Annotated in this window: 14 protein-coding genes; 8 read left to right on the top strand and 6 right to left on the bottom strand. The window is 52.5% G+C overall.

Features of this window, described 5'->3' with window-relative positions:
- Window positions 1-75: 75 nt before the first annotated feature.
- On the top strand, window positions 76-1,005 hold the full coding sequence (malM, locus tag MUG06_RS15515) for a maltose operon protein MalM (RefSeq protein ID WP_243079143.1): 930 nt from the start codon (window positions 76-78) through the stop codon (window positions 1,003-1,005).
- 117 nt (window positions 1,006-1,122) lie between these two features.
- Here the strand turns inward: malM and malQ are convergent, their stop codons facing one another.
- A complete protein-coding gene (malQ, locus tag MUG06_RS15510; protein WP_243079142.1) occupies window positions 1,123-3,189 on the bottom strand; it encodes a 4-alpha-glucanotransferase in 2,067 nt (688 codons plus the stop codon).
- A gap of 8 nt (window positions 3,190-3,197) precedes the next feature.
- Window positions 3,198-5,606, bottom strand: a complete 2,409-nt coding sequence (gene malP / locus MUG06_RS15505; protein ID WP_243079141.1) for a maltodextrin phosphorylase — start codon at window positions 5,604-5,606, stop codon at window positions 3,198-3,200.
- A 282-nt stretch (window positions 5,607-5,888) separates the two neighbouring features.
- On the opposite strand from malP, the gene malT reads away from it, so the two are divergent.
- Window positions 5,889-8,591, top strand: coding sequence for an HTH-type transcriptional regulator MalT (malT, locus tag MUG06_RS15500; RefSeq protein WP_243079140.1), 2,703 nt, complete (start codon window positions 5,889-5,891; stop codon window positions 8,589-8,591).
- A gap of 318 nt (window positions 8,592-8,909) precedes the next feature.
- Entirely contained in the window at window positions 8,910-10,301 is a 1,392-nt protein-coding gene (locus MUG06_RS15495) for a cytosine permease (protein WP_215848686.1), read from the top strand.
- 597 nt (window positions 10,302-10,898) lie between these two features.
- On the opposite strand, the gene katG is transcribed toward MUG06_RS15495, so the two are convergent.
- Window positions 10,899-13,079, bottom strand: a complete 2,181-nt coding sequence (gene katG / locus MUG06_RS15490) for a catalase/peroxidase HPI (protein ID WP_243079139.1) — start codon at window positions 13,077-13,079, stop codon at window positions 10,899-10,901.
- A gap of 238 nt (window positions 13,080-13,317) precedes the next feature.
- Between katG and MUG06_RS15485 the strand changes: the two genes are divergently transcribed.
- A complete protein-coding gene (locus MUG06_RS15485) occupies window positions 13,318-13,755 on the top strand; it encodes a VOC family protein (protein WP_243079138.1) in 438 nt (145 codons plus the stop codon).
- Between the two features lie 139 nt (window positions 13,756-13,894).
- On the opposite strand, the gene MUG06_RS15480 is transcribed toward MUG06_RS15485, so the two are convergent.
- On the bottom strand, window positions 13,895-15,349 hold the full coding sequence (locus MUG06_RS15480) for a flagellin (protein WP_243079137.1): 1,455 nt from the start codon (window positions 15,347-15,349) through the stop codon (window positions 13,895-13,897).
- A 343-nt stretch (window positions 15,350-15,692) separates the two neighbouring features.
- Between MUG06_RS15480 and MUG06_RS15475 the strand changes: the two genes are divergently transcribed.
- Complete coding sequence (locus MUG06_RS15475) at window positions 15,693-15,902, top strand: DUF1471 domain-containing protein (protein ID WP_215848722.1); 210 nt, start codon at window positions 15,693-15,695, stop codon at window positions 15,900-15,902.
- 329 nt (window positions 15,903-16,231) lie between these two features.
- Here the strand turns inward: MUG06_RS15475 and MUG06_RS15470 are convergent, their stop codons facing one another.
- Complete coding sequence (locus MUG06_RS15470) at window positions 16,232-16,981, bottom strand: SDR family oxidoreductase (protein ID WP_243079136.1); 750 nt, start codon at window positions 16,979-16,981, stop codon at window positions 16,232-16,234.
- 184 nt (window positions 16,982-17,165) lie between these two features.
- Here MUG06_RS15470 and MUG06_RS15465 point away from each other — a divergent pair, with 184 nt between their 5' ends.
- Window positions 17,166-18,071 (top strand): LysR family transcriptional regulator, encoded by a 906-nt coding sequence (locus MUG06_RS15465; protein WP_243079135.1) that lies wholly within the window; start codon window positions 17,166-17,168, stop codon window positions 18,069-18,071.
- Window positions 18,072-18,148: 77 nt separating this feature from the next.
- Here MUG06_RS15465 and MUG06_RS15460 read toward each other — a convergent pair whose 3' ends face one another.
- The gene (locus MUG06_RS15460) at window positions 18,149-19,618 is read right to left on the bottom strand and encodes a Sapep family Mn(2+)-dependent dipeptidase (protein WP_243079134.1); all 1,470 of its coding nucleotides are present in this window, start codon (window positions 19,616-19,618) and stop codon (window positions 18,149-18,151) included.
- Between the two features lie 227 nt (window positions 19,619-19,845).
- On the opposite strand from MUG06_RS15460, the gene MUG06_RS15455 reads away from it, so the two are divergent.
- The gene (locus MUG06_RS15455; RefSeq protein ID WP_243079133.1) at window positions 19,846-21,927 is read left to right on the top strand and encodes a hydantoinase/oxoprolinase family protein; all 2,082 of its coding nucleotides are present in this window, start codon (window positions 19,846-19,848) and stop codon (window positions 21,925-21,927) included.
- A complete protein-coding gene (locus MUG06_RS15450; protein WP_243079132.1) occupies window positions 21,924-23,921 on the top strand; it encodes a hydantoinase B/oxoprolinase family protein in 1,998 nt (665 codons plus the stop codon). The genes MUG06_RS15455 and MUG06_RS15450 overlap by 4 nt, the downstream gene beginning before the upstream one ends.
- Window positions 23,922-23,934: the final 13 nt, after the last annotated feature.

The following is a 23,934-nucleotide window of genomic DNA, read 5'->3' as shown; positions in this document are numbered from 1 at the left end:
GCTATGTCAATTTGGTCGCGGCACGCTATTGCCTGGCTAACGCCGCTGCCTGACAGTCTTTTTGAGGTAACCATAATGAAAATGACAAAAACGCTGGTCGCGTTCTGCCTGAGCGCTGCGCTCCTGGCGGGACAAAGCTTCACGGCTCACGCTGATATCAATCTGGTGCCGCAGGATCTCTCTGCTGCACCCACGCTCTCTGCTCAAAGTATCCAGTCACTGACCTGGCAACCTGTTGATCCTTCACGCACGCAAATCACAACGCTTGCGAACAGCGGCCAGCGCTTGAATGACGCGGAGTTGGCCGGCCCGGTTGCGGCATACAGCCTGCCCGCCAATATCGGCGAACTGACCCTGACGTTGACAAGTGAAGTAGAGAAGAATCAGGTCTTTGCGCCTAACGTGTTGGTACTGGATGAGAACATGCGGCCCGCTGCGTGGTTTCCCAGCCGCTTCTTTACCTATCAGCAGCCGGGCGTCATGTCCGCCGATCGACTGGAAGGCGTGATGAAGCTGACGCCTGCGCTGGGTCAGCAAAAAATCTATTTGCTGGTTTTCACTACCGAAAAAGATCTAACCCAAACCACTACGATGATCGATCCCGCTAAAGCCTACGCGAAAGGAACGGGAAATGCGGTGCCTGATATTCCCGATCCGATTGCTCACCATAGCCGCGAAGGGACGCTCAAGCTCAAAGTGAAAACCAGTGCAGGTTCATCCATTTTGGTTGGGCCGCTGTTTGGCTCATCGGGTCCGGGACCGGTAACGGTCGGCAACTCGCCAGCGGTCGCGCCTGCGGCGTATACCGCTGCGCCCGCGCCAACACCTGCGGCTAAGCGTGAACCGATCATGAATGATACTGAAGGTTATTTTAATCAGAGTATTAAACAGGCCGTCGACAGCGGCAACATTGATAAAGCGCTGAAGCTGCTGGATGAGGCGGAACGTTTAGGTTCAACCTCTGCGCGCAAAGTTTTTATCAGCAGTGTAAAAGGCAAGGGGTGAAGTTACCCCGACAAGGCTGAATTTGCTCCATCTGGTGCGCTTCGGCGCACCCTTTTTAAAACCTATTTCACTGCATTGAAAAAACCTCACCGCTAAGCAGTGAGGTTTTTTTGTGTTTTATTTTTGACGTCGGCGACCATCGAGATCGCGCAGCAACGTGGTGATCTCTGGATCACTGAATATCTGTTCCAGCGATGCGCTTAGCTTGCGCCGCCAGTTAGGATATTCGTTACACGTGCCGGGAACGTTGACCGGTGCGGCCATATCCAGCCAGTCTTCGGGCTGCAATCCCAGCAATGCGCTGTTGCTGTCAGCCAGATAACGCTGCATAGCACGATTCAGGGATTTACCCATTAAGGTGCGCTGCGCCTGACGCCCGGCGCGTTTTGGCAGGCTCCCGGTGCGATGCAGGCTGTGTAATAACGCCTGCTTAGCGGCCAGCCGTTGCTGATAAAGCCCCGCCAGGATCAGTTTATCGGGATAAAGCCCCAGTTGATTACCTAAGGTTAAATCGTCGCTTTGCCACCAACCGCGCAGTGTGGGCAGATCGTGTGTGGTGGCGACAGCCATTGCCTGGCGTGGCCAGTTTGCTGGCGCACGAAAACTTTGCTCATTCGCCTGCTCAAAATAGAGCACCTTGTAGGAGTACACACCACCATCACGCAGCTTTTCGACGATGGCTTCGGGCACCGTGCCGAGATCTTCACCAATCACCATGCATTGATGGCGTTGGCTTTCCAGCGCAAGGATAGCCAGCAAATCGTCGATGGGGTAATTGACGTAAGCGCCATGCGCAGCGCTTTGTCCTACGGGGATCCACCACAATCGCAGCAGCGCCATCACATGATCGATACGCAACGCTCCACAGTCGCGCATATTAGCGCGCAGCAGCGCAATCCAAGGGTCAAAGGCGCGTGCCCGCATGATCTGCGGATCCATCGGGGGTAAACCCCAATTCTGACCCAGCGGTCCGAGAATGTCAGGTGGTGCGCCAACGCTCGCCTGAAGGCAGTAGAGATCACGTTCGCTCCATGTTTCTGCTCCGCCTTGCGCGACGCCAACCGCTAAATCACGGTAAAGCCCGATCGGCATCGCCTGCTGCTGACAAACCTGCCAGCACGCCGCGAATTGCTGAGCCGCCAGCCACTGTAGCCAGAGATAAAAGCGCACCTCGTCGGCGTGCTGTTGCGCGTAAGCGCGTACCGCGGGATTATCGGGATGCTGTAACGCCTCAGGCCAGGTTGGCCAGTCTCCGCTTGCAGGATTTTCTGCACGTTGTTTGGCGTGCAACGCATCAAACAAGGCTTGATGCCGCAGGCTTTCACCGCCTTCGTCGATGAATGCCGCAAAGGCTTTCACGTTATCGTCGTTAAGCGCGCGCAGTTTGAATTGCTGCCACGCCAAACGCAACGCAGCCAGTTTCAACTGTGTCACAGCGGTATAGTCGACGTCCTGACATTCACGCGCTGCGGTGAGTGCCTGCTGCGTAGCCGCTGACAACCACCACGCTTGCGCTTGCGGTGATTGTTGGAAATCGGGCAATGCTGCCACGTCGATATAGAGCAAGTTGAGCCAGCGTCGCGACGAAGGGCTATAAGGGCTGGCGCTTTCAGGATCTGCCGGAAAAAGAGCGTGAATTGGGTTGAGGCCGATAAAGGCCCCACCGCGCGGGGCCAATTCTTGCAACATCCGTTGCAGATCACCAAAGTCGCCAATGCCCCAGTTATCATCTGAGCGCAGCGTGTAGAGCTGAACGCAAGCGCCCCACAACGACTTGCCAGCCACCAGCGCGGGCGGCTCATAACAGCGTGACGGTGTCACAATAATACGGCAGCGTCGGGTCTCATCTTTTTGTATCAAGGTAAATTCGTGATATCCCATGGACAGCGCGGGCAAACGGAGCGGCTGATTCCCATGACAACGACCAGACCAATGCTCGCCTGCTTCGCTCACTAATTGCCACTGCGCCTCTGAATCGATGATCGGGTGCAGAATCAGCGGCTCACCGTCGCGGAAAATCGTGACCGGAGGAAGCGAGGTCGCTGGCGCTGTTGGCGGCTGCATCATCGCCAGCAAACGCTGGCGGGTCACCAGTGGGATCGCCTGCGGCTGGCCATGTGCATTAATGAACTCGCTCGCAATAACGGCCTCAGCAAAGCCATCAAGATGGTTTTTCGGTTTCATAGCGATCCTCAGCGTGATGCCTGCCAGATACGATGCTGATAATCGCGGATAGCGCGATCGGAACTGAACATGCCACAGCGTGCGGTGTTAAGAATCGCCGCACGCGTCCAGGCATCTTGATCGCTCCAGAGCGCTTCTGCCTGGGCTTGTGCCTCCAGATACGCACGGAAATCAGCCAGTACCAGATAAGGATCGCCGCCTTTGGGGCCGATGCTGTGCAACAGCGACTCAAACGCTTCGGTATCGCCGTTGCTGAAGGTGCCGTTCTCTAGCGCCTTTAGCACCTGATCAAGCTGTTTGTCTTTTTTGCGCCACGTCTGCGGTGCATAGCCCGCTGCCTTCAGCGCACTGACTTGTTCTACGGTGTGACCAAAGATAAAGATATTGTCGCTGCCGACCTGTTCGGCAATCTCAACGTTTGCGCCGTCCAGCGTACCGATAGTCAAGGCGCCGTTTAAGGCCAGCTTCATATTGCCGGTGCCTGACGCTTCTTTACCGGCCGTTGAAATTTGCTCGGAAAGATCGGCGGCAGGGATCAGTCGCTCAGCCACCGAAACGTTGTAATCGGGGATAAATACCACTTTCAGGCGGTCGCCAACGCGTGGATCGTTGTTAACCGTCTCCGCCACTTTATTGATGGCATAGATGATATTTTTAGCCAGATAGTAGCCCGGTGCCGCTTTCGCACCAAACAACACCACGCGAGGAACCCGGTTAGCCTGCGGATCGCTGACGATGGTTTGCCACAGCGCAATAATATGCAGCAGTGTCAGATGCTGGCGCTTGTATTCATGCAGGCGTTTGATCTGGACATCGAACATGGCATTGGGATCAACATGAATGCTGGTACGTGCGGCTATCCAACGCGCCAGTTCTTCTTTATTTTGCTGCTTAATCGCGCGGTATTCAGCGCGGAACGCCGCATCGTCGGCGTAATTCTCCAGCGCTTTCAGCGCATCAAGATCGTTGATCCACGGTTTCTGCAGCGTTTTGTCGATAAGCGCCGAGAGCGCAGGATTGCACTGATTGATCCAACGACGCGGCGTAATGCCATTGGTGACGTTGTGAAACTTCTGTGGCCAAAGCTGGTGGTATTCCGGGAAGAGATCCTGTACCACCAGTTTAGAGTGCAACGCAGCTACGCCATTCACCGCAAAACCGCCGGTGACGCAAAGATTCGCCATACGCAACTGGTTGTTATGTACCAGCGCCAGCTTGGCCCATTTTGCCTCATCGCCTGGCCATTGAGCGTCAACTTGCTGTTTTAACTGCGCATTGAGCGTATTGATGATCATCATGTGGCGCGGCAACAGGCTGCGCACCATGCGTACATCCCAGCACTCTAGCGCTTCTGGCATTAAGGTATGATTGGTATAGGCGAAGGTGCGCTGGGTGATTTTCAACGCTTGATCCCAGCTCAGTTGATGTTCATCAAGCAGCAGGCGCAGCAGTTCAGGAATCGCTAAAGTTGGATGTGTGTCATTGAGTTGAATCACTTCATAGTCGGGTAGCGTTTCAATGGTGCGTCCTGCCTGATGGTGGCGGCGCAAAATATCCACCAACGTACAGGCGCACTGAAAATATTGCTGCATCAGACGCAATTTCTTGCCGGCCTGATGATTGTCATTAGGGTAAAGCACCTTGGTCAGTTTCTCTGCATCAATGCCTTGCTGTTCGGCCCGCAGAAAATCGCCGTCGTTGAAACGGCTAAGGTCAAAAGGCTGAGCATGTTTTGCCTGCCAAAGACGCAGCGGCTGGGTGACACCGTTTTGATAGCCAACAACCGGCAGATCCCAGGCTTCACCTAACAGTTGATACGCAGGTTGCCAGCGTGATTCGCCATTCTCCTTGATGATCTTGCCACCCAAACCCACCTGAACATTCAGCGCAGCGTTGTGGTTGAACCAAGGGTAGCGATCGCGCTGCCAGTCATCGGGTGATTCATGCTGTGCGCCGTCAACAAAGCGTTGGCGAAACAGGCCGTATTGATAGTTAAGCCCATAGCCGATGGCGGGTTGGCCTACGGTTGCCATTGAGTCGAGGAAACAGGCGGCAAGTCGGCCCAGGCCGCCGTTACCCAAGGCGGGATCGGTTTCACGTTCCAGAATATCGCTGAGCGTGACATCAAAAGTGGAAAGGACGTCATTCACCCCGTTATACCAGCCGAGGTTCAGCAGATTATTGCCGGTCAAACGCCCAATCAGAAACTCCATCGAAAGGTAATTTACGTGGCGCTGCGGGGCAGACGTTGGCGCTGTTACGGCAGGTTGTTCCGCCACACTCTCTGCGAGCGCGCCGCTAAGGGCTTGCCACCATTGCGTGCGCGTCATTTCGCGGGCATCGCGTAAACCAAAGCGTTGCCACTGACGTGTCAGGGCATTCGTGAAGCTGGAGGGATCAAATTGATGCTGTGTCATGGCTAGGTTGTCCTGTCAGAGCGGTAGGTCAGAATGCGTACCAGTTTGCCCGTCCAGCTTGTACCCATCCTCCTCCTCCTCAGAATTACGCAGGGAGGATGAGCAGGGTGGAGAAAGCTAAGGCTAATCTGAAACCGGCGCAGGAGTGTGATTAACCCCACTTTTGTAAAGATCAGTTAATCGGTCTGCTTGCATTCAGTACTCGAATGTTTGAACGTGTGAGGATTAATTACGAAGCGTAAAAAAATGATGCGTTAATCCTTCCTGGAGTTGTATACGCCAATGTTAATACCCTCAAAACTGAGTCGGCCCGTGCGCCTCGAAAGCACCGTGATACGTGAACGCCTACTACAAAAACTCACGGCAGCCGGTAACTATCGTCTGGTGTTAGTCACCAGCCCGGCAGGCTATGGTAAAACGACACTCGTATCACAATGGGCAGCCGGCAAAACGCATCTCGGCTGGTATTCACTGGACGAGGGCGATAATCAGGCAGAACGCTTTGCCGATTATTTGATTGCCGCTTTACAGCAGGCAAGCAATGGCGGCTGTCCACGCAGCGAGGCCCTTGCTCAGAAGCGGCAGTATGTCAATCTCAATGCGTTGTTTTCGCAGCTGTTTATTGAGCTGGCGGAGTGGCAACAGCCGCTGTGGCTGATCGTCGATGATTACCATCTCATCACGAACAGTGCGATCCATGACGCGATGCGTTTCTTCTTGCGTCATCAGCCAGAAAATCTCACGTTAATTTTGCTGTCACGTAATCTGCCACAGCTTGGCATTGCCAATCTGCGCGTGCGCGAGCAGTTAATTGAATTGGGCAGCCAGCAGTTGGCGTTTACCCATCAGGAAGCGAAACAGTTTTTTGATTGTCGGTTGCCCTCACCGCTGGAAACCGAAGAGAGCGGTCGCTTGTGCGATGACGTCGCGGGCTGGGCCACAGCTTTACAGCTTATTGCACTATCTGCCCGCCAGGGCGCGAGTTCAGCGCAGCACTCGGCGCGCCGTCTTTCAGGAATTAATGCCAGCCATCTCGCCGATTATCTGGTTGAAGAGGTGCTGGATAATGTCGATCTGCCTACACGTAACTTCTTGTTAAAAAGCGCCTTGCTGCGTTCAATGAACGATGTGCTTATCGCGTGTGTGACTCGCGAAGAGAATGGCCAGATGCGGCTGGAAGAGATTGAGCGTCAGGGGCTGTTTTTACAACGGATGGACGATTCCGGCAGTTGGTTTAGCTATCATCCGCTGTTCGGCAGTTTTCTGCGTCAGCGTTGCGAATGGGAACTGGCTGCCGAACTGCCTGCGATACATCGTGCGGCGGCGGAAAGCTGGATGGCGCAAGGCTTTCCCGGTGAAGCGATTCATCATGCGCTGGCTTCTGGCGATGCCAGCATGCTGCGCGACGTGTTATTGGAACACGCCTGGACGTTGTTCAATCAGAGCGAACTGGCGCTACTTGAAACCTCACTCAAGGCGCTGCCGTGGGAGATGACGCTAGAGAACCCGAAGCTGCTGCTGCTGCAAGCCTGGTTGATGCAGAGCCAGCACCGTTTTTCTGAAGTAAACAGCTTGCTGGCACGCTTCGAACACGCCTCCAGCTGCGAAATTGATGAAGCGCTGCGCGGCGAATTTAACGCGCTGCGCGCGCAGGTTGCAATCAATGATGGCGATACGGATGAAGCCGAGCGCCTGGCGAGAGTGGCGCTTGAAACCCTGCCGGCTACGCGCCACTACAGTCGCATTGTGGCGACATCTGTGCACGGTGAAGTGATGCACTGCAAAGGCGATCTGGTGAATTCACTTAAGCTGATGCGCCAAACGGAACAGATGGCGCGCCGCGATGAAGCCTGGCATTACGCGCTTTGGAGTCTAATCCAGCAAAGCGAAATCCTCTTTGCTCAAGGATTTTTGCAAGCGGCTTATGAAACCCAGGAAAGGGCCTTTGTACTGGTGAGCGAACAGCATCTGGCTCAGTTCCCGTTACATGAATTTTTGCTGCGCATTCGTGCACAATTGCTCTGGGCGTGGGGACGGCTTGATGAGGCGGAGCACGCCGCGCGCGAAGGCATCAAGGTGTTAACCGGTTATCAGCCGCAGCAGCAAATCCAATGCCTTGGCCTGTTGGTTCAATGCTCTTTAGCGCGCGGTAATCTGGATAATGCACGCAGCTACCTTAATCGACTTGAGAATTTGCTTAACAACGGCAGCTGGCACAGCGACTGGATCGCTAACGCTGACAAAGTACGCGTGATCTACTGGCAGATGACGGGCGATGAACAAAGCGCCGCTAGCTGGATGCGGCAAACGCCAAAGCCCGCCTTTGCCAACAACCATTTCTTGCAAGGACAGTGGCGCAATATTGCGCGTGCGCAGATTCTGCTGGGGGATATGAACCAGGCCGAAGTGGTGCTTGAAGAGCTGAATGACAACGCACGTGCGCTGCGGCTGATGAGTGACATGAACCGCAACCTGCTGTTGATGAACCAGATCTATTGGCAAACCGATCGAAAAGTTGAAGCTCAGCGTACGCTGATTGAGGCGCTTCAGCTCGCGCGCAGCACCGGTTTTATCAGCCATTTTGTCATTGAAGGGGAAATGATGGCGCAGCAGCTGCGTCAGCTGATTCAGCTAAACACCCTCAATGAGCTTGATAGTCATCGTGCCCGTCGGATCCTGCTGGAAATTAATAAATATCATCGTCACAAATTCGCCCATTTTGATGAAAGCTTTATCAGCCGTTTGCTCAATCATCCTGACGTGCCTGAATTGATTCGCACCAGCCCCTTAACCCAGCGTGAATGGCAGGTATTGGGGCTGATTTATTCGGGTTATAGCAACGATCAGATTGCCGGAGAACTGGCGGTGGCGGCGACAACGATCAAAACCCATATTCGTAATTTGTATCAGAAACTGGGGGTCACGCATCGCGCTGAGGCGATGAACCGTGCGCAGTCGCTGTTGAGGATGATGGGCTACGTTTAGCCTGACTGAGACGATTTTGTGCCGGCGATATAAGGCGAATCTCCTTCTTGCCAATCGGTGTAATAATGCGGTCAGTTATTCACCGATTAAACAATCCTGCTTCTAAGGATTATTTCTATATAAAGCTGATTTTACGTCTGTTATTAAGCGCAAGCGGCAGAAAATAAAAGCCGTAATAGTGCTTTTTTTAAGCGGATATATCACAAGGCTTTGCAGGATAAAAAAGACAAATAATTCTGTCAGAATAACTGCGCGTTTTTTTTGAGTGCGTTTTTTGTTATTTTACGCGCTAATTCATTTTTATAGTTCGAGGATACGGTGAATACTCAATCACTCCAAAATAATCTTATTGAGGATAAATCAGTAGATTATGTACCTGAATCGGAACGTCATGGTAAACCCCGTAGCCTGTTTACGCTTTGGTTTTGTACTAACATCGCGCCCCTGGCGATTGTCAGTGGTGCTATTGCAACAGAAACGTTTCATCTTAATGTTATTGCAGCATTAACGGCGATTATCGCGGGTCATATGTTCGGCGGTTTGTTTCTGGCGCTGACATCCGCTCAGGGCCCGAAAGTCGGCATTCCCCAGATGGTACAAAGCCGGGCGCAGTTTGGACGTTACGGCTCGCTGTTAATGATATGTTTCACGACAGTGATATATTTGGGTTTTTTCATCTCAAATATATCACTCTCTGGCAAGGTGATTAATAACGTCATTCCGACGATTCCGGTTACTCTCGCGACAATTATTGGTGCCATTTTGGCAACCTTTATCGGCATGGTGGGATACCATTTTATTCATAAGATAAACAAAATTGGTGCCTGGGTAATGGGCGCGGCGCTGATTGTCGGTCTGATATTGATGATGTTGCAACCCTTGCCAGCTGATTTCTGGGAACGCGGCAGTATCAGTGCGGCGGGCTGGTTCGGCACCTTCTGTATTGGTGCGGTTTGGCAGATTAGCTTTTCACCCTATACCTCAGATTACTCACGTTACCTGCCAGCCAATGTTGGCATTGCGAAGCCCTTCATCGCCACCTACTTAGGCGCGTGCGGCGGGACTATTCTGGCGTTTGTGTTTGGCATGATGGCGGTGAATATTGCGCCAACCAGCGATGCCATGATGTCTGTACGCCATGCTACTGGCTGGTTAGGGCCGGTTTTAATGGTGCTGTTTCTGATTAATATCATCTGCCACAACTCCATGAATTTATATGGCGCGGTGCTTTCGCTGATAACTGCAGTGCAAACCTTTCGCCCCAAATGGTCCCCCGGCGCATCCGTGCGCATGATCTTTTCTGCCTCGCTGTTAATTGGCGGTGTGCTGGTGGCGTTGGGTGCTTCAGATAACTTCGTGGCACTCTTTATTAACGTTATTCTGGCGCTGATTTCAGTATTAATTCCGTGGAGCGTAATTAACCTGATCGACTTCTATTATGTTAATAAGCAGCATTATCATATTCCGTCTATTTTTCGTGCTGATGGTGGACGCTACGGCTTAGTGAATACGCAAGCATTGGTGGTTTATTTTTGCGGGATTATTGTGCAGGTGCCTTTTGTAGAGAATGCCTTTTTCTCCGGTCCTTATGCGAAGTTGGTTCCCGGCGCCAATATTTCATGGATTATTGGTTTAGTGATTACCAGCATGCTTTATCCACTGGCGCATCGTAAGCCCAATGCCGTGCAGAAAGAGGCACGAAGCAGTTAATCAATAAGGCATTTACTCTTTGATTAACCGTGATTAAAAAGGCGAGACAGAAAGCGTGTCTCGCCTTTTTTATTGTATAAACAGAGGCTTTTTCGTGGTATATCTGCTGCCCATTATCTAAGCTGTTGTTTGAATAAAAGTGCGCACGTCATCCTTTACAGGAGTAAAGTGCCAACGGTGTAAAACGCTATTATTGTGTTAGCGTTCGAAATGTCAGTCAGTAAATAATCGACAACGAGAGAGATATTTTCACTCAACACCATCAGGTATTTTAGCGAAAATGAATGATCTCTTTTTCCGAGAAGCCAGTAATAGCCGCAATAGCCTGAAGTGAAAGCCCCATTTTTTTGAGGTTCATTACCTGGATATGTGCCTGACTGTTTGAGCACAACACTCTGGTTGTTGTATCACGCTTGTGGCACGTTTTATTTTTATTCTGTGTAGTTGCGTTAACGTGATTTTGTAGGTTAATCAGCATAAGTCATTCCCTTTAACAGGATGATTTTTAGAATATAGCGCAGTGGTAAAGCGGCCTTATCACATTGCTATTAAAGAAAAAGCCCGGGAAAGAGAGATTTCCTTTCCCGGGCTTGATTCTTAAAGCAGGTCGAAGCGATCCAGATTCATCACTTTCGTCCAGGCGGCGACGAAGTCTTTAACGAACTTCTCTTTAGCATCGCTGCTGGCATAGACTTCTGCCACTGAGCGCAGGATGGCATTGGAACCGAATACCAGGTCAGCACGCGTTGCGGTGAATTTCTCTTCGCCGCTAACACGATCGCGTCCCGTAAACAGTTCCGAAGTGACGTCGGTCGCTTTCCACTCGGTACGCATATCCAGCAGATTGACAAAGAAGTCATTGCTGAGCACGCCGGAACGGCCAGTAAACACGCCATGCTGGCTGCCATCAAAATTGGTGCCGATAGCACGCAGACCGCCCACCAGCGCCGTCAATTCCGTGGTTGTCAGCGTCAACTGCTGCGCTTTATCAATCAACAGCGCCTCAGTTGAGGTGCCATTCAATACACCACGATAGTTACGGAAACCATCAGCAGCCGGCTTCATCAGATTAAATGAATCTACATCTGTTTGATCCTGACGAGCATCAACACGACCGGCCGTGAAAGGCACGCTGATATTAACATCAGCGGCTGCCGCAGCCTGCTCAACACCCACAACACCGGCCAGCACAATGACGTCAGCCAGTGATGCTTTGCCTGAAGCTTGCTGGATTGATTCCAACACCGAAAGGGCATGTGCAACGTGCGCATTCACTTCCCATTCTCTTTGTGGAGCCAGCGCCAGGCGGGCACCATTCGCACCGCCGCGCTTGTCGCCGCCACGGAAGGTTGAAGCAGAGGCCCAGGCAACAGAGACCAGTTCACCGACCGAAAGGCCCGCATTAGCAATGTCTGTTTTCAAACGCGCAATATCTTCAGCGTTTGGCGTATGAACTGCCTGCGGCAGCGGATCCTGCCAAATCAGATCTTCTTTTGGCACTTCCGGCCCGATGTAACGCGCTTTTGGCCCCATATCTCTGTGGGTCAGCTTGTACCAGGCACGCGCAAACGACTCATTAAACGCCTGCGGATCGTTCAGGAAACGACGCGAAATCTTTTCAAACTCAGGATCGAAGCGCAGCGTCAGGTCTGTTACCAGCATGGTTGGCTTGCGTTTCTTCTCTGAATTGAAAGGATCAGGAATGATTTCATCGGCATCCACGGCTTCAAACTGAATAGCGCCAGCTGGGCTGCGTGTCTGTACCCACTCATACTTGAACAGGTTCTCAAAGAAGTAGTTGCTCCATTGCGTTGGCGTTTGCGTCCACGCAACTTCCAGACCCGATGTAATAGCATCTGCACCTACACCGCTGCCATGGCTATTGACCCAACCCAAGCCTTGAGCTTCAATCGGCGCGGCTTCAGGATCGTCACCAACATGGCTGGCTGCGGCTGCACCATGGGTTTTACCCAGCGTGTGGCCACCCGCGATCAGCGCAACGATCTCTTCGTCGTTCATACCCATGTTACCGAAAGTGGCGCGAATCGCTGGCGCTGCCGAAGCGGGATTGCCGCTGTTATTTGGGCCTTCCGGGTTAACGTAAATCAAGCCCATCTCGGTCGCACCTAACGGAGCCTGCGCCAGAGATTCAGGATGACGATGTTCGAGCCAGGTTTTTTCATCACCCCAGTTCACATCCTGATCCGGTTCCCAGACATCTTCACGTCCGGCACCAAAGCCAAAGGTGCGGAAATCGGCGTTTTCCAGCGCCACGTTGCCCGCCAGAATATAGAGGTCAGCCCAGGAAATTTTCTGACCATATTTCTGCTTAACTGGCCACAACAGGCGACGCGCTTTATCCAGGCTGACGTTATCTGGCCAGGAGTTTAAGGGTGCAAAGCGCTGCTGACCGCGACCGGAACCGCCACGACCATCAACGGCGCGATAAGTACCTGCACTGTGCCATGCCATGCGGATGAAAAGGCCAATATAGCTGCCCCAATCCGCAGGCCACCAGGGCTGTGAGTCGGTCAATAATGCCTTGATATCGCCTTTCAGGGCGAAATAGTCGAGTTGGCTGAACGCTTCACGATAATTGAATGTTTCGCCCAATGGATTAGAGAGATTGGAGTGTTGATTTAACAGGTCTACCCGCAGCTGCTTTGGCCACCAGTCACGGCTCGCCGTGCCCGCGCCCGCGCTTTGATCTGGCGTACTTTGATGGAAGGGGCATTTACCTGCAGCTAACGTGTTGTGTGTATCTTCTGTCGAACTCATTGTTATTCTCCGTTTCGGTTTCGTAACAAGATATAGCGGCAGATTGATAACTCCTACCTGTATTGATCTACGGATTTGATAGCCTTTACCTTTTATTTGCGCAAAGGGGTCAAAAGGGTGAGCAAACTCACAGTGTGCTTCGTCATGACATAACCGCGCAGCAGTTAAGCACCTGCGATCAACTGTTAATTACTGCTTGTGACATCCTCAGCTTCCAGCGATTTCAAGGAGCAGGGATATGTCAGCGAACGATATCGGATTTAGCCATGTGGCATTACAGGTGAGAGATCTGCAAAAAAGTATCGATTTTTACCAGCGCTATGCCGATATGCAGGTGATTCATCAGCGCGAGCCAGGCATAGCTGAGGCACAGAAAGTCGCCTGGCTTTCAGACTTAACGCGTCCGTTTGCGTTGGTCTTGGTTCAGTCTCAGGTCAGCGTGGATACGCCGCTCGGGCCATTTGGTCATATTGGTGTGGCGTGTCGCAGCCAGGAAGAGATTGATGCCAAAGTCAAACTGGCTGAACAGGAAGGGATTTTGCGGCGGGCAGCTCAGCAATCATTGCCGCCAGTAGGCTACTGGGCATTTTTTAATGACCCGGATGGAAATACGCTTGAACTCTCTTACGGCCAGCAAATTGGTATGGAGATTATTATGGCGCGTCAATGTTCATAAAAAGGCGTATTTAAAGGCTGTCGTGTTTGGCCTTTTATGGCAGTGGCCCTCCATGGCCCCGAGTGAAATAACCTGCGAATAATCAAGCGTGGTTGCGCTAAAGCGGAGATGAAAACCGGGGACGTTGAACCTAAAGCCGTTATTGATCGCGCAACAGATCAAGAACGAGTTCGGACGTTTTGTTCGCTATTTTCGAGACAGCATTTTGTCCCTGCTGCAATATTTGCGTTCGCGCTAAAAGACTCGCTTCTTGGGCATAGTCTGCGTCCTGAATTCGGCTCCGGGCTGATTCTGTGTCGATCCCTTGTTGTGTCAGCACGGATTTATTCGATTCGTAGCGATTGATCTTAGCGCCATAGCTTGAACGGTATTGGCTGACTTTTTCTAGCGCTGCATCTAATGCTGTCATGGTAATGGAAATGTCACCTTCGCTCAGCAACGTGGTGTTGTTCAGTCCCAAGGTTTTCGTATCCGATGGCGTAGCCGCAATCCTGTCTGACTGCACCGGCTGACCAAAGTTTGCGCTGGTCACGACGTCTAAAGGCCGGCTCTGCTTTGGCGCAACGGCGGGCGTCGATGTGGGTTCTGGCAGTAATCCCCAGGTAAGATTGCTGTTAAAAGAACCATTGCCGACTACCACCACAATCAGATCTTCCGTGACGGTATTAATGCTGATGCGTTCCTGACGGTTACTGCCATTGACGCCATCGTTGAAATTGCCGGTGGTTGCATCTTCATAACGATCGCCATCACCGCTGTAGCTAATGGTCATTCCGTTATAGCTAAGCGAATTGCTGCCCGCCAATGCCCACGTTGCACCACCTTCAGTCAGCTGCGAATCGTCGTAGGTTGCCCCGCTGGCGAAGCCGTTGCTGCTGGTAAGCAGACGTGATGTCGCGGTTGCGTCATCCGTTATTCCCTTACTTACCCAGGTAAAATCGGGATCGCTGCCGTTGATCGGCGTGCCAACCAGATGCTTGCCGTCTCGCGTAAATAACTGGAGATCATCGTCCTGACCCAGCGAATCGATGCTGATTTTTATATTTGTCGATCCCGCAGGGATATACGCCAGCGAGATAATGCCGGAAGTAAACGAATAGCTTTTACCCGATACGGGAAATTGGGTTTTGATAGGTGCTACATCACCCAGCAGAGCCGGCGGCAATTCCGGGTTATTAGTGGCTAAGGGATACTGACCAAAAATTTCCGTCTGATCGGCGATGTCATTTATACCGGCAAGAATTTGCTGATATTCATTATTTACACTTATGCGGTCAGCATCAGACAACGTGCCGTTGGCAGCCTGAATCGACAGCGTTTTAGCCCGAATCAGCAAGTCACCGATGGTACTCAGGCTGCCTTCAGCGGTTTGTGAGTAGCTAATCGCGTCATTAAGACCTCGCGCTACGGCGCTATCAGCGTTGATGTTTGCCGTCATGCGGTTGGAGATGGCTTGTCCTGCAGCATCATCTTTTGCGCTGTTTATTCGCAACCCTGATGACAATCTTTCAATGGTTCTTTCCAGCACAGAGCCGGTGCTCAAACGTCCTTTGTTCGACAATGCAGCGGTTTGGTTATGATTTATCGTTAACATAGTCGCTTGATACAGTGGTTGGATGAGTACGATTTATCGGCATTTCCACTGGCAGCTTTAGCCGCGAAGCTAGAAAGGGGAGCGTCTTGACACCGGCTTGAAGGCAACTTGCTGATGGCCAAACGGTTTCTGACATTAAGTTTTAAACACGCTTTTGGCTAAGGCTGTGCAACGTATCAATCTGTTCTTGTAAAACAGCCTTTTCGGAGGCCTCGAAACATATTCAATATTTTTGATTTATTTGAGCAAATAGCTCAGCTTTTAATCCGCTCTCCTCAGCTCTATGATTGTTCACATCGAGGCAGGACGCCTCAAACAAACAAACTTCACTGAGGAAATGACCATGAAATCCATCAAAACTACTGTTGCAGTTACCGCTCTGATACTGGTTTCTTTCGGCAGCTTCGCACAAAGTGTTACCGCTTCAGCTTCCACTCTGGACAGTGCTGAAGCCAAAATTGCGGCTCAGGCACATAAAGCAGGCGCGTCATACAAAATCACCGGCGCGCGCGTTGATAACGGTGCCTATGTTTCGGCTGAGCTAATCAAATAAACATGGTCGTACAAGGACGTGCCAAAACGGGCTGCCCAATGGGCGGCCTTTTTTGTCTTCGCATTCTAAGGCCTGCCGTTATCAGGCGCGATCGTTCCACGTGTTGCGGTAGTTAATATTTCCTGCCATTCAACACTTCACGGGTAAGATACGTTACGGCGGCTAAACCTTATTCGCGACGGCGTGCGAACGCGTTTGATTGTGTCAATGCAGGGGGATTCTCGGGGGGGTTATGGGGTAAAGATCGCACAGGACAAATAAAGGATAAAACGCCAAAGAGGGTGACGTTTTATCCTATCGATCAACTCAAGAGTCAATAAACCACTCCCTTAAACCTGAGCCATTCCCCCATCAACAAACAACTCAATGCCATTCACAAAGCTTGCCGCATCGGATGCCAGGAACGCGACCACTTTAGCGATCTCCTCAGGTTCACCCAGCCGGCCCAATGGAACCTGTGCTGCCAGGCTGTCAAAAAGTCCCTGACGGTGTTCTTCGGGAACCAATCCACCCAAGCCGTTCGTGCGTACTGGCCCAGGGCTGACCACGTTGACGCGTATCCCACGATTTTTCAAATCCAGCGACCATGATCGCGCAAAATTCCTTACGGCGGCTTTGCTGGCGCTGTAGACACTGAAGTTTTCTGTCCCCTTAATGGAGACGGTGGAGCCAGTCAGAATCACAGAGGCACCATCAACCAGCAGCGGCAGGGCTTTCTGCACGGTAAATAAAACGCCTCGCACATTGGTTGCAAAAATGCGGTCAAAATGTTCTTCGGTAATCGCGCCCAGCGGCATCATGTCGCCACCGCCTGCGTTAGCAAACAAGATATCCAGTCGTCCAGATTGTTTAGCGATTAACGCGTAAACCGCATCCAGCTCCGTCAACGATGACGCATCGGCACGAACGCCCACAGCAGTGGAGCCGAGTGTGGCAACCGCCGCATCCAGTTCTTGTTGACGGCGTCCAGTGATATAAACCTGCGCACCCTGTGCAGCCAGCTCTTGGGCGGCTGCCAGTCCAATCCCAGACGTACCGCCGGTAATCAGCGCGATCTTTCCAGACAATTGCTTGCTCATTACATACTCCTTCCGATAAGTTGATTTACCTGCCTGTTTTTGAAGCCATTTACTTATTAAATGGTTTGCTAAACAGGCCCTGTAAGTAATGTAGCGTCGAAGACATTGCGGAAAAATTAGCAAAAATGAAAATGACTATTCACAGCGGTGGATAATCATTCTGGCGAATTGAGGAGAGCGGCAGTTGGATCAGTTGATGGCCATTCGGGCTTTTACGCGGGTAGTAGAAACCGGAAACTTCACGCGCGCGGCAGATTCACTCAACATGCCGAATGCCACCTTAAGCAAATTAGTGAAGTCTCTTGAGGCGCATCTGGGTGTTCGTCTGTTGCAGCGCACTACCCGACGCGTCATGACCACGCCGGAAGGGCGTGAATATTACGAGAAAGCCTCGCGTATTCTTATCGATCTGGAAGATATCGATACGTCATTTATCGTGTCTCGCAACAAACCGCACGGGCACTTACATATTCATGTGGGGGGATCAACGGCTCGCGACGTGTTGATTCCGGCGCTGCCGGACTTCCTTTCACGCTATCCTGATATTCGCCTTGATTTGGGCGTTGCCGATCGCCCCGTGGATTTGATCAGTGGCAATATCGATTGTGTGATTCGTGGTGGCCCCCTCGACGATTCATCGCTGATTGCGCGGCATATTGGTAATGCAAGCCTGATTACCTGCACCACGCCGGAATACTTAAAAATGTTCGGTATCCCCGCCTATCCCGAAGAACTCAGCAATGGCCATAAGCTGATCAGCTACCTTTCTCCGTTAACGGGCAGAGCCTTTCCTTTTAGATTTCAAAGGGACGGCGAGAAAAAAGAAATTAAACCCGATCATCGCATTGGCGTGAATGAAAGCAATGCGCATTTGGCGGCGGCGATTGCCGGAATGGGCATTATTCAAACCTTCACTTATTCAATAAAGCAGGAGCTGAAACAGGGATCGCTGGTGGAAATACTGCATGAATGGCGGCCTCCGGTTTATCCTTTCCACGTTGTTTATCCGCAAAACCGCCATGTGACACATCGTCTACGGGTGTTTATCGCCTGGCTGGTGGAGGTTTTTCCCGAGGCGGTAAAAGGGTGACGGGGGCTTACTGAAATCTTTCCAGCACCCCATCTATTTTTTTCTGGCTTGTTATCAACGCCACACCAGCGTTGTTATCAGCGGTTAGTCCGCTTTTGATATAAATGCTGATCCAGCCGAATCAGAGCAATAACATAATGTGGTAACGCTGCCAGCAGCGAGGGCAGATGCGTAGCCTCATCAGCACCGTGCGGCAGGCCGTGTCCTTGTGGTAGAAAGTCAGGGGTATTTTCTGCGGTGCGAATGTAGCCGGGCCCAAAGGTAATCGCATTGGGCAACACCTTGGAATGTGTGACGCCGCCCATGGAATAGGGCCGATCCTCACGTCTGGTGATGTCGTTCCAGCTCTGTTGCAGCAGCTGAATAATCTCGTTCTCTTCGGGTAAAAAGAAAGGCGGCACATCACGCCATTGAGGATTAAGTTGCACATCCGAAGCGCTAAGATGCTGTTTAAATCTTTCCAGAATCTGCTCGCCGCGAAAGGAAACGGGATAACGTATATCGCAGGTTATGCTCAGCACATTGGGCGCCGCATTTGTCCAGATACCCGCGTTGAGCGTGAGTTTGCCGGAATGATTATCCTCCAACCCAATACCTGCGGATTCACCATAAGGTGAACCAAACAGTCGGTCTAGCTGGTTTGCCAACACCGTCTCAGTGTCACTCAGCAGATCCAGCTGTAGCAACGCGGCCAGCAAGACACGTACGGCATTAAGCGTGCCATCAGGAAACGCGGCGTGCCCACCATTTCCGCGCGCCTGCAGTACAAGCCCCTTCTCTGTCTCGACCCCTGTCACATTGCCAGCCGCTAAGCCAGTAAGCTGATCGGTATTCACTACTTTTGCCGAAGGAAGTAGGATCTGGGCGAATTCCGGCACGCTGTTGCTGGCCGTTCCAGCCTGTATAGCGGCAAGTAAACCGGCATCGGGAACATGGAGACTCAGCGTTAGCTGACCCTTTTGTGCATTGTTCACCGGAAACTTACCATCGGTCACAATCGAGACGTCAGGAACCGGACCGTTCTGCGCGAACCAGGCCAGATCCGCCATAGTGGTCTCTTCTGCTAAGCCGTAAACGATGCGTAGGTTGTGATGCAGCGGAATCGCCAAATCACGTATCAGCTTAAGCAGATAAAGGTCCAGAATTGCCGGGCCTTTGTTATCTGCGACGCCACGTCCAATTAAAAAGTCGTGATGGCGGGACAGCGTGAAGGGAGGATAAGTCCAGTTATCACCGGGCGGTACGACATCCAAGTGGCTGATTACGCCAATGTCCTGCGGGTACTCGCCATAAACCACTGATCCCGCATAGCCTTGATGATTTTCAGTGTGGAACCCCGCCGCAGTGGCCTGCGATAACACTTTTTCCAGTATTTCGGCACATGCCGGACCAAACGGCGCGCCCGGTACAGCCAGGTCAGCTCGGCTAATGCTGGGCACGGCAATCCATTCTGCCAACTCAGCGATCAGCTGTTCACGATGGGACGAGATCCACGCCTCAATAGCAGGCAGTAGGGCATTTTCCTCTGGGCTTAGCGATGTCGACATCTCATTTCTCCTTTGCGTTAAAGCCAAAATAAAGCATCACGATGCGAAGAGTTAGACCGATTTTTCCCATCTATAGCCATTTAGCGCCAATAGCGCGCAAGGCTTAATGCGAATTACGGCAAAGGATAGTGATTTTTGTTACTCGTCTTATGGCTGAAAGCAAAGGAAATTAGCAGCACTTTTCGTCTGCGATTTTAGTAAGTTGCCAGTGATTCAGGAGTCATAAGGTGAATAACAGGCCCGATGCCGGGGTAACCGTGGGAATAGATGTAGGCGGGACATTTACCGATTTTGTCTTATTTGATCCTCAGCGTCAGAACACGCTCTTCCACAAGGAGCCCAGTACACCTTCAGATCCTGCTTTGGCGGTCAGTGAGGGGTTAATGGCTTTACTGGCAAAAAGTGGATTGCCGGCCAGCGCGCTCACTTTAGTGCTGCATGGCACTACGCTGGGTCTGAACGCCATCATTCAGCGTCGCGGTGCCCGCGTCGCGCTGGTGATCAGCCAAGGCTTTCGCGATGTGCTGGAGATAGCTCGCGCCCGCATGCCTTCTTCTTTTGATTTTCATGCCGATCGAGAACCGCCATTTTTGCCTCGTCAGCGCATACTGGAAATCTCGGCGCGTTTCAGTCCACAGGGCAAGGTATTGCAGTGGCCTGAAGAAAGTGAATTGAACGCGCTGGCGCAGCGCATTCATGCTTTAAACGTCAGTGCCGTCGCGCTGGTCACTATCAATGGTTATACCAATCCACGAGCTGAAGGCGAACTTGCCGAACAACTGAGTCGCTACTTCGCTGCTATTCCGGTGCTTTCATCTGCACAATTGTGGCCTGAGATCCGCGAGTACGAACGCACCCTGGTGGCTGGGCTGAACGCCTATATCCAACCCTTGATGCAGCGCTACTTTAGCCGTTTAAGCAATTTGCTTGAACGGCAAACGATAGATGCTCCGCTATTGATCACCGCATCAAATGGCGGCGTTTTGCCACTGGATGCGGCCCGTGAACGTCCGGTTGATACCTTATTATCCGGTCCCGCGTCAGGCGTTATCGCCGCAGCGTATTTAGCAAAAAGCACCGAAAGCGGCGGCTTTGTCACATTTGACATGGGCGGCACCAGCAGCGATATCTCCGTTTCGGCCGACGGCGAAGTAGAGCGCGTCAATCGTACTGATATTGGCGGCATGCCACTGATATTGCCGGTGGTGGGTGTCTCCGCGCTAGGCGCAGGGGGCGGATCGATTATTCACGTGGACGATTATGGCATTTTGAAAGTCGGCCCAGAGAGCGCAGGCGCTGATCCCGGGCCGGTTGCTTACAATCGCGGTGGCAATGTTCCCACCCTTACCGATTGCTATCTGGTGTGCGGCATTTTAGCGCCAGACGCCCTGCTGGCTGGCACTCTTCCGCTGGATTTTGCGGCGGCGCATCAGGCGCTGGCAAACCTAGCCGGGCAGTTGGGGCTTGAAGGTGACCATGCTGCAGAGCGCGTTGCCAGCGGCGCGTTGGCGGTAGCGACCACGCAAATGGCGACGTCGTTGAATAAAGCGTTGGCGCATCGTGGCGTTTCAGCGGATGCGTTAACACTTATTCCGTTTGGTGGTGCAGGCCCCACACACGCTAATTTCTTCGCCAGTGAAGCCGGTATTGATCGCCTTGTCGTTCCGCTGCGTCCAGGGACATTTTGCGCACAAGGCGCTATTACGGCGGATATTCGCAGAGATTTTGTTCGCAGCCTGCGTGTGTTTGTTAATCAAGAAACCTTTAGCACCTTAAGCAGTACGATTGCCGAACTCAATCAGCTGGCCCAGCAATGGTTCCAGGAGCAAGCCGCAACGCTGAGTCATACATCGCGCTGCATGGTAGAAGCAGATATGCGCTACAGCGGTCAGGCTTATGAACTCAGCGTTAGCCTGGCGGAGCCAGAAAATATCCAGCTGGAAGGTTTGATACAGGCTTTCCAACAGCTTCATCAACAACGTTACGGCTTTAATAATGCGGCCGTCGGGATTGAATTAACCACGCTGCGTCTTTCATTAACGGCTTCATTGCCGCGCCCGTCAGAGAATGCGTTTGTTCCTGCACCCGCGAGTGAATCACGCCTTCAGCGCCCACTGTTTCTCCATCAAAACTGGCTCTCCGCTGAGGTGTGGTCACGGTCACAGATTCAGTTCGACCACGTTCTTGCAGGGCCGGCAATTGTTGAACAAGACGATACCACTACGTTGATTTTACCCGGCTGGTCAGGGCAACTGGATAAGGCGGGTAATTTGATCATCAGCCGTCAGCCGCAAGGGGAAACACGATGAAGTTGGATGCGATTACGCTTGAGATTTTGAATCAGAAACTCACGGCGCTGACCGAAGAGATGTGTCACATCCTGCAGCGAACGGGCCGCACACTGTACGTTAAAGAGACCGCTGATTTCTGCTGTGCGGTCGCTGATCCACAGGGTAAATTTTTCGCCTATCCGCGAGGCATCGGCGTTTCTGGCTTTGTCGGGTTAAATGCGCTCACCACTCTTCAGGCAATAACTGAGCCAGAGCCGGGCGATGTGATCCTCACCAACGATCCGTGGCGATCACGCGGTTTAGCAACGCATTTGCCCGATCTGCAAGTGCTGGAACCCTGGTTTGTTGAGGGTGAAATCGTCGCCTGGGGCTGGGCTTTTTTACACGCCTCAGACGTCGGCGGCAGAGTACCCAGCAGTATATCGCCCACTAACAGCGATATTTTTCAGGAAGGACTGCAAATCCCGCCGGTGAAACTGGTGCGTGCAGGCAAGCTGAATCAGGATGTGGTGAATATTCTGGCTGCCAACAGCCGCACACCGGAAGCCAACGCTGGCGATATTCAGGCCATGCTTGCGGCGCTGAGCGCGGGACGCCAGCGGCTGGAAAAAATTGTTGCTCAACATGGCACGCCAACGGTGGTCCAGGCACAGCGAGATTTGCAGACGTATGCGGCAGCAAGGGCGCGTCAGGTGCTGCGCCGCATCCCGGATGGTTGCTACCAGTTTGAAGATTTTCTGGATGATGCGGCGGGCAGTGGCTTGCCGGTGCGGCTGGCGCTGAGCGCAACCTTTGATGATGGTCACGTGCATCTGGACTTCTCCGGCAGTGATGCGCAGGTGGCTGTCGCCCTGAACATTCCCAGCCACGGTGAACCGCACGCCTGGCTCACGCTGCGTATTCTGGCCTTGATCTGCACCCTGGACAAAACCATTCCGCTTAATGCCGGGCTGCTCGAACCGATTTCGCTCTACGCACCCGTTGGTTCGCTGGTAAATCCGCTTTATCCCGCTGCGGTGGGTGTCAGACACGCCACGGCAGTGCGCGTCAACGATCTGCTGAATGGCCTGTTAGGACAGGCTTTACCGCAAGTCATGCCAGCCGCCAGCGGCGGCACTATTATTCCGTTTGTGGTGGCTGAAAGTGGAGGCAACGGCAAAGAGCTGAACGTGCAGGTGATGGAGCCGATGGTTGGCGGCGGTGGCGGACGCTATGGCCGGGATGGCATTGATGGCCGCGATAACAGTATTTCTAACCTGGCAAACAATCCGGTCGAAATGGTGGAGGCCGAAACGCAGATCCAGATTCTGCAATATGCCTTACGCGAAGATTCCGCAGGCGCAGGTCAATGGCGCGGCGGCATGGGGCAGCAGATTCACGTGCGTATTTTGCAGGATGACACTACGCTGCTGGCGCGCGGCATGGAGCGAATGCTTTTTCAGCCTTGGGGCGTGAACGGTGGAATGCCAGGCAAACCCACGCGGCTAACGCTCGATCCGCACCTTAACGGCGGTCAGATACTGGGAAAAATAGACCTGTTAAGCGTCAAGAAAGGCGACGAAGTGTTGCTGCAAACGCCGGGCGGAGGCGGTTGGGGTGATCCTTTTCAACGCGATCCTGTGGCTGTGAAACAGGATGTGGAGAATGCGTTGCTGACGGTGGCTGCAGCAGCTGAGCAATATGGCGTGGCGATTACCCCCGAAGGCCTTGACGAGGCGGCGACAGCGGCATTACGTCAGGCTGAACGCGCTACGCCATCCTCGCGTGGTGTGGCGCGTGATAACTGGCTAACGGTGTTCGAACCGGCGGTGCTCAGTCGATTAAATCACTTGCTCTATTCCCGCTCACCTGCCGAGCGGCAGCGTTATCGACACTCTGCTTTTGCTGAGGCACTGGCTCATTTACCCCCTTGTTTTCCGCTTGAAACCAATAACAACATCGCAATTGCGCGGCACTGTTTTGTCCACGCCGTCGCCGCGCTGGAACAGCAACTTTCACCCCTTAACCCTTAACCGCCAGGAGATG

The sequence above is a fragment of the Pantoea sp. MQR6 genome (assembly GCF_022761075.1).
GTDB classification, from domain to species: domain Bacteria; phylum Pseudomonadota; class Gammaproteobacteria; order Enterobacterales; family Enterobacteriaceae; genus Pantoea; species Pantoea phytostimulans.
Note: the sequence above shows the minus strand (reverse complement) of the source record. Positions and strands in the feature narration are given on the sequence as shown.

Excerpts from the sequence above, each read along its gene's own strand:
- malM (WP_243079143.1), top strand. The coding sequence starts at position 76 with ATGAAAATGACAAAAACGCTGGTCGCGTTCTGCCTGAGCGCTGCGCTC.
- malQ (WP_243079142.1), bottom strand. The coding sequence starts at position 3,189 with ATGAAACCGAAAAACCATCTTGATGGCTTTGCTGAGGCCGTTATTGCG.
- malP (WP_243079141.1), bottom strand. The coding sequence starts at position 5,606 with ATGACACAGCATCAATTTGATCCCTCCAGCTTCACGAATGCCCTGACA.
- malT (WP_243079140.1), top strand. The coding sequence starts at position 5,889 with ATGTTAATACCCTCAAAACTGAGTCGGCCCGTGCGCCTCGAAAGCACC.
- katG (WP_243079139.1), bottom strand. The coding sequence starts at position 13,079 with ATGAGTTCGACAGAAGATACACACAACACGTTAGCTGCAGGTAAATGC.
- MUG06_RS15485 (WP_243079138.1), top strand. The coding sequence starts at position 13,318 with ATGTCAGCGAACGATATCGGATTTAGCCATGTGGCATTACAGGTGAGA.
- MUG06_RS15480 (WP_243079137.1), bottom strand. The coding sequence starts at position 15,349 with ATGTTAACGATAAATCATAACCAAACCGCTGCATTGTCGAACAAAGGA.
- MUG06_RS15475 (WP_215848722.1), top strand. The coding sequence starts at position 15,693 with ATGAAATCCATCAAAACTACTGTTGCAGTTACCGCTCTGATACTGGTT.
- MUG06_RS15470 (WP_243079136.1), bottom strand. The coding sequence starts at position 16,981 with ATGAGCAAGCAATTGTCTGGAAAGATCGCGCTGATTACCGGCGGTACG.
- MUG06_RS15460 (WP_243079134.1), bottom strand. The coding sequence starts at position 19,618 with ATGTCGACATCGCTAAGCCCAGAGGAAAATGCCCTACTGCCTGCTATT.
- MUG06_RS15450 (WP_243079132.1), top strand. The coding sequence starts at position 21,924 with ATGAAGTTGGATGCGATTACGCTTGAGATTTTGAATCAGAAACTCACG.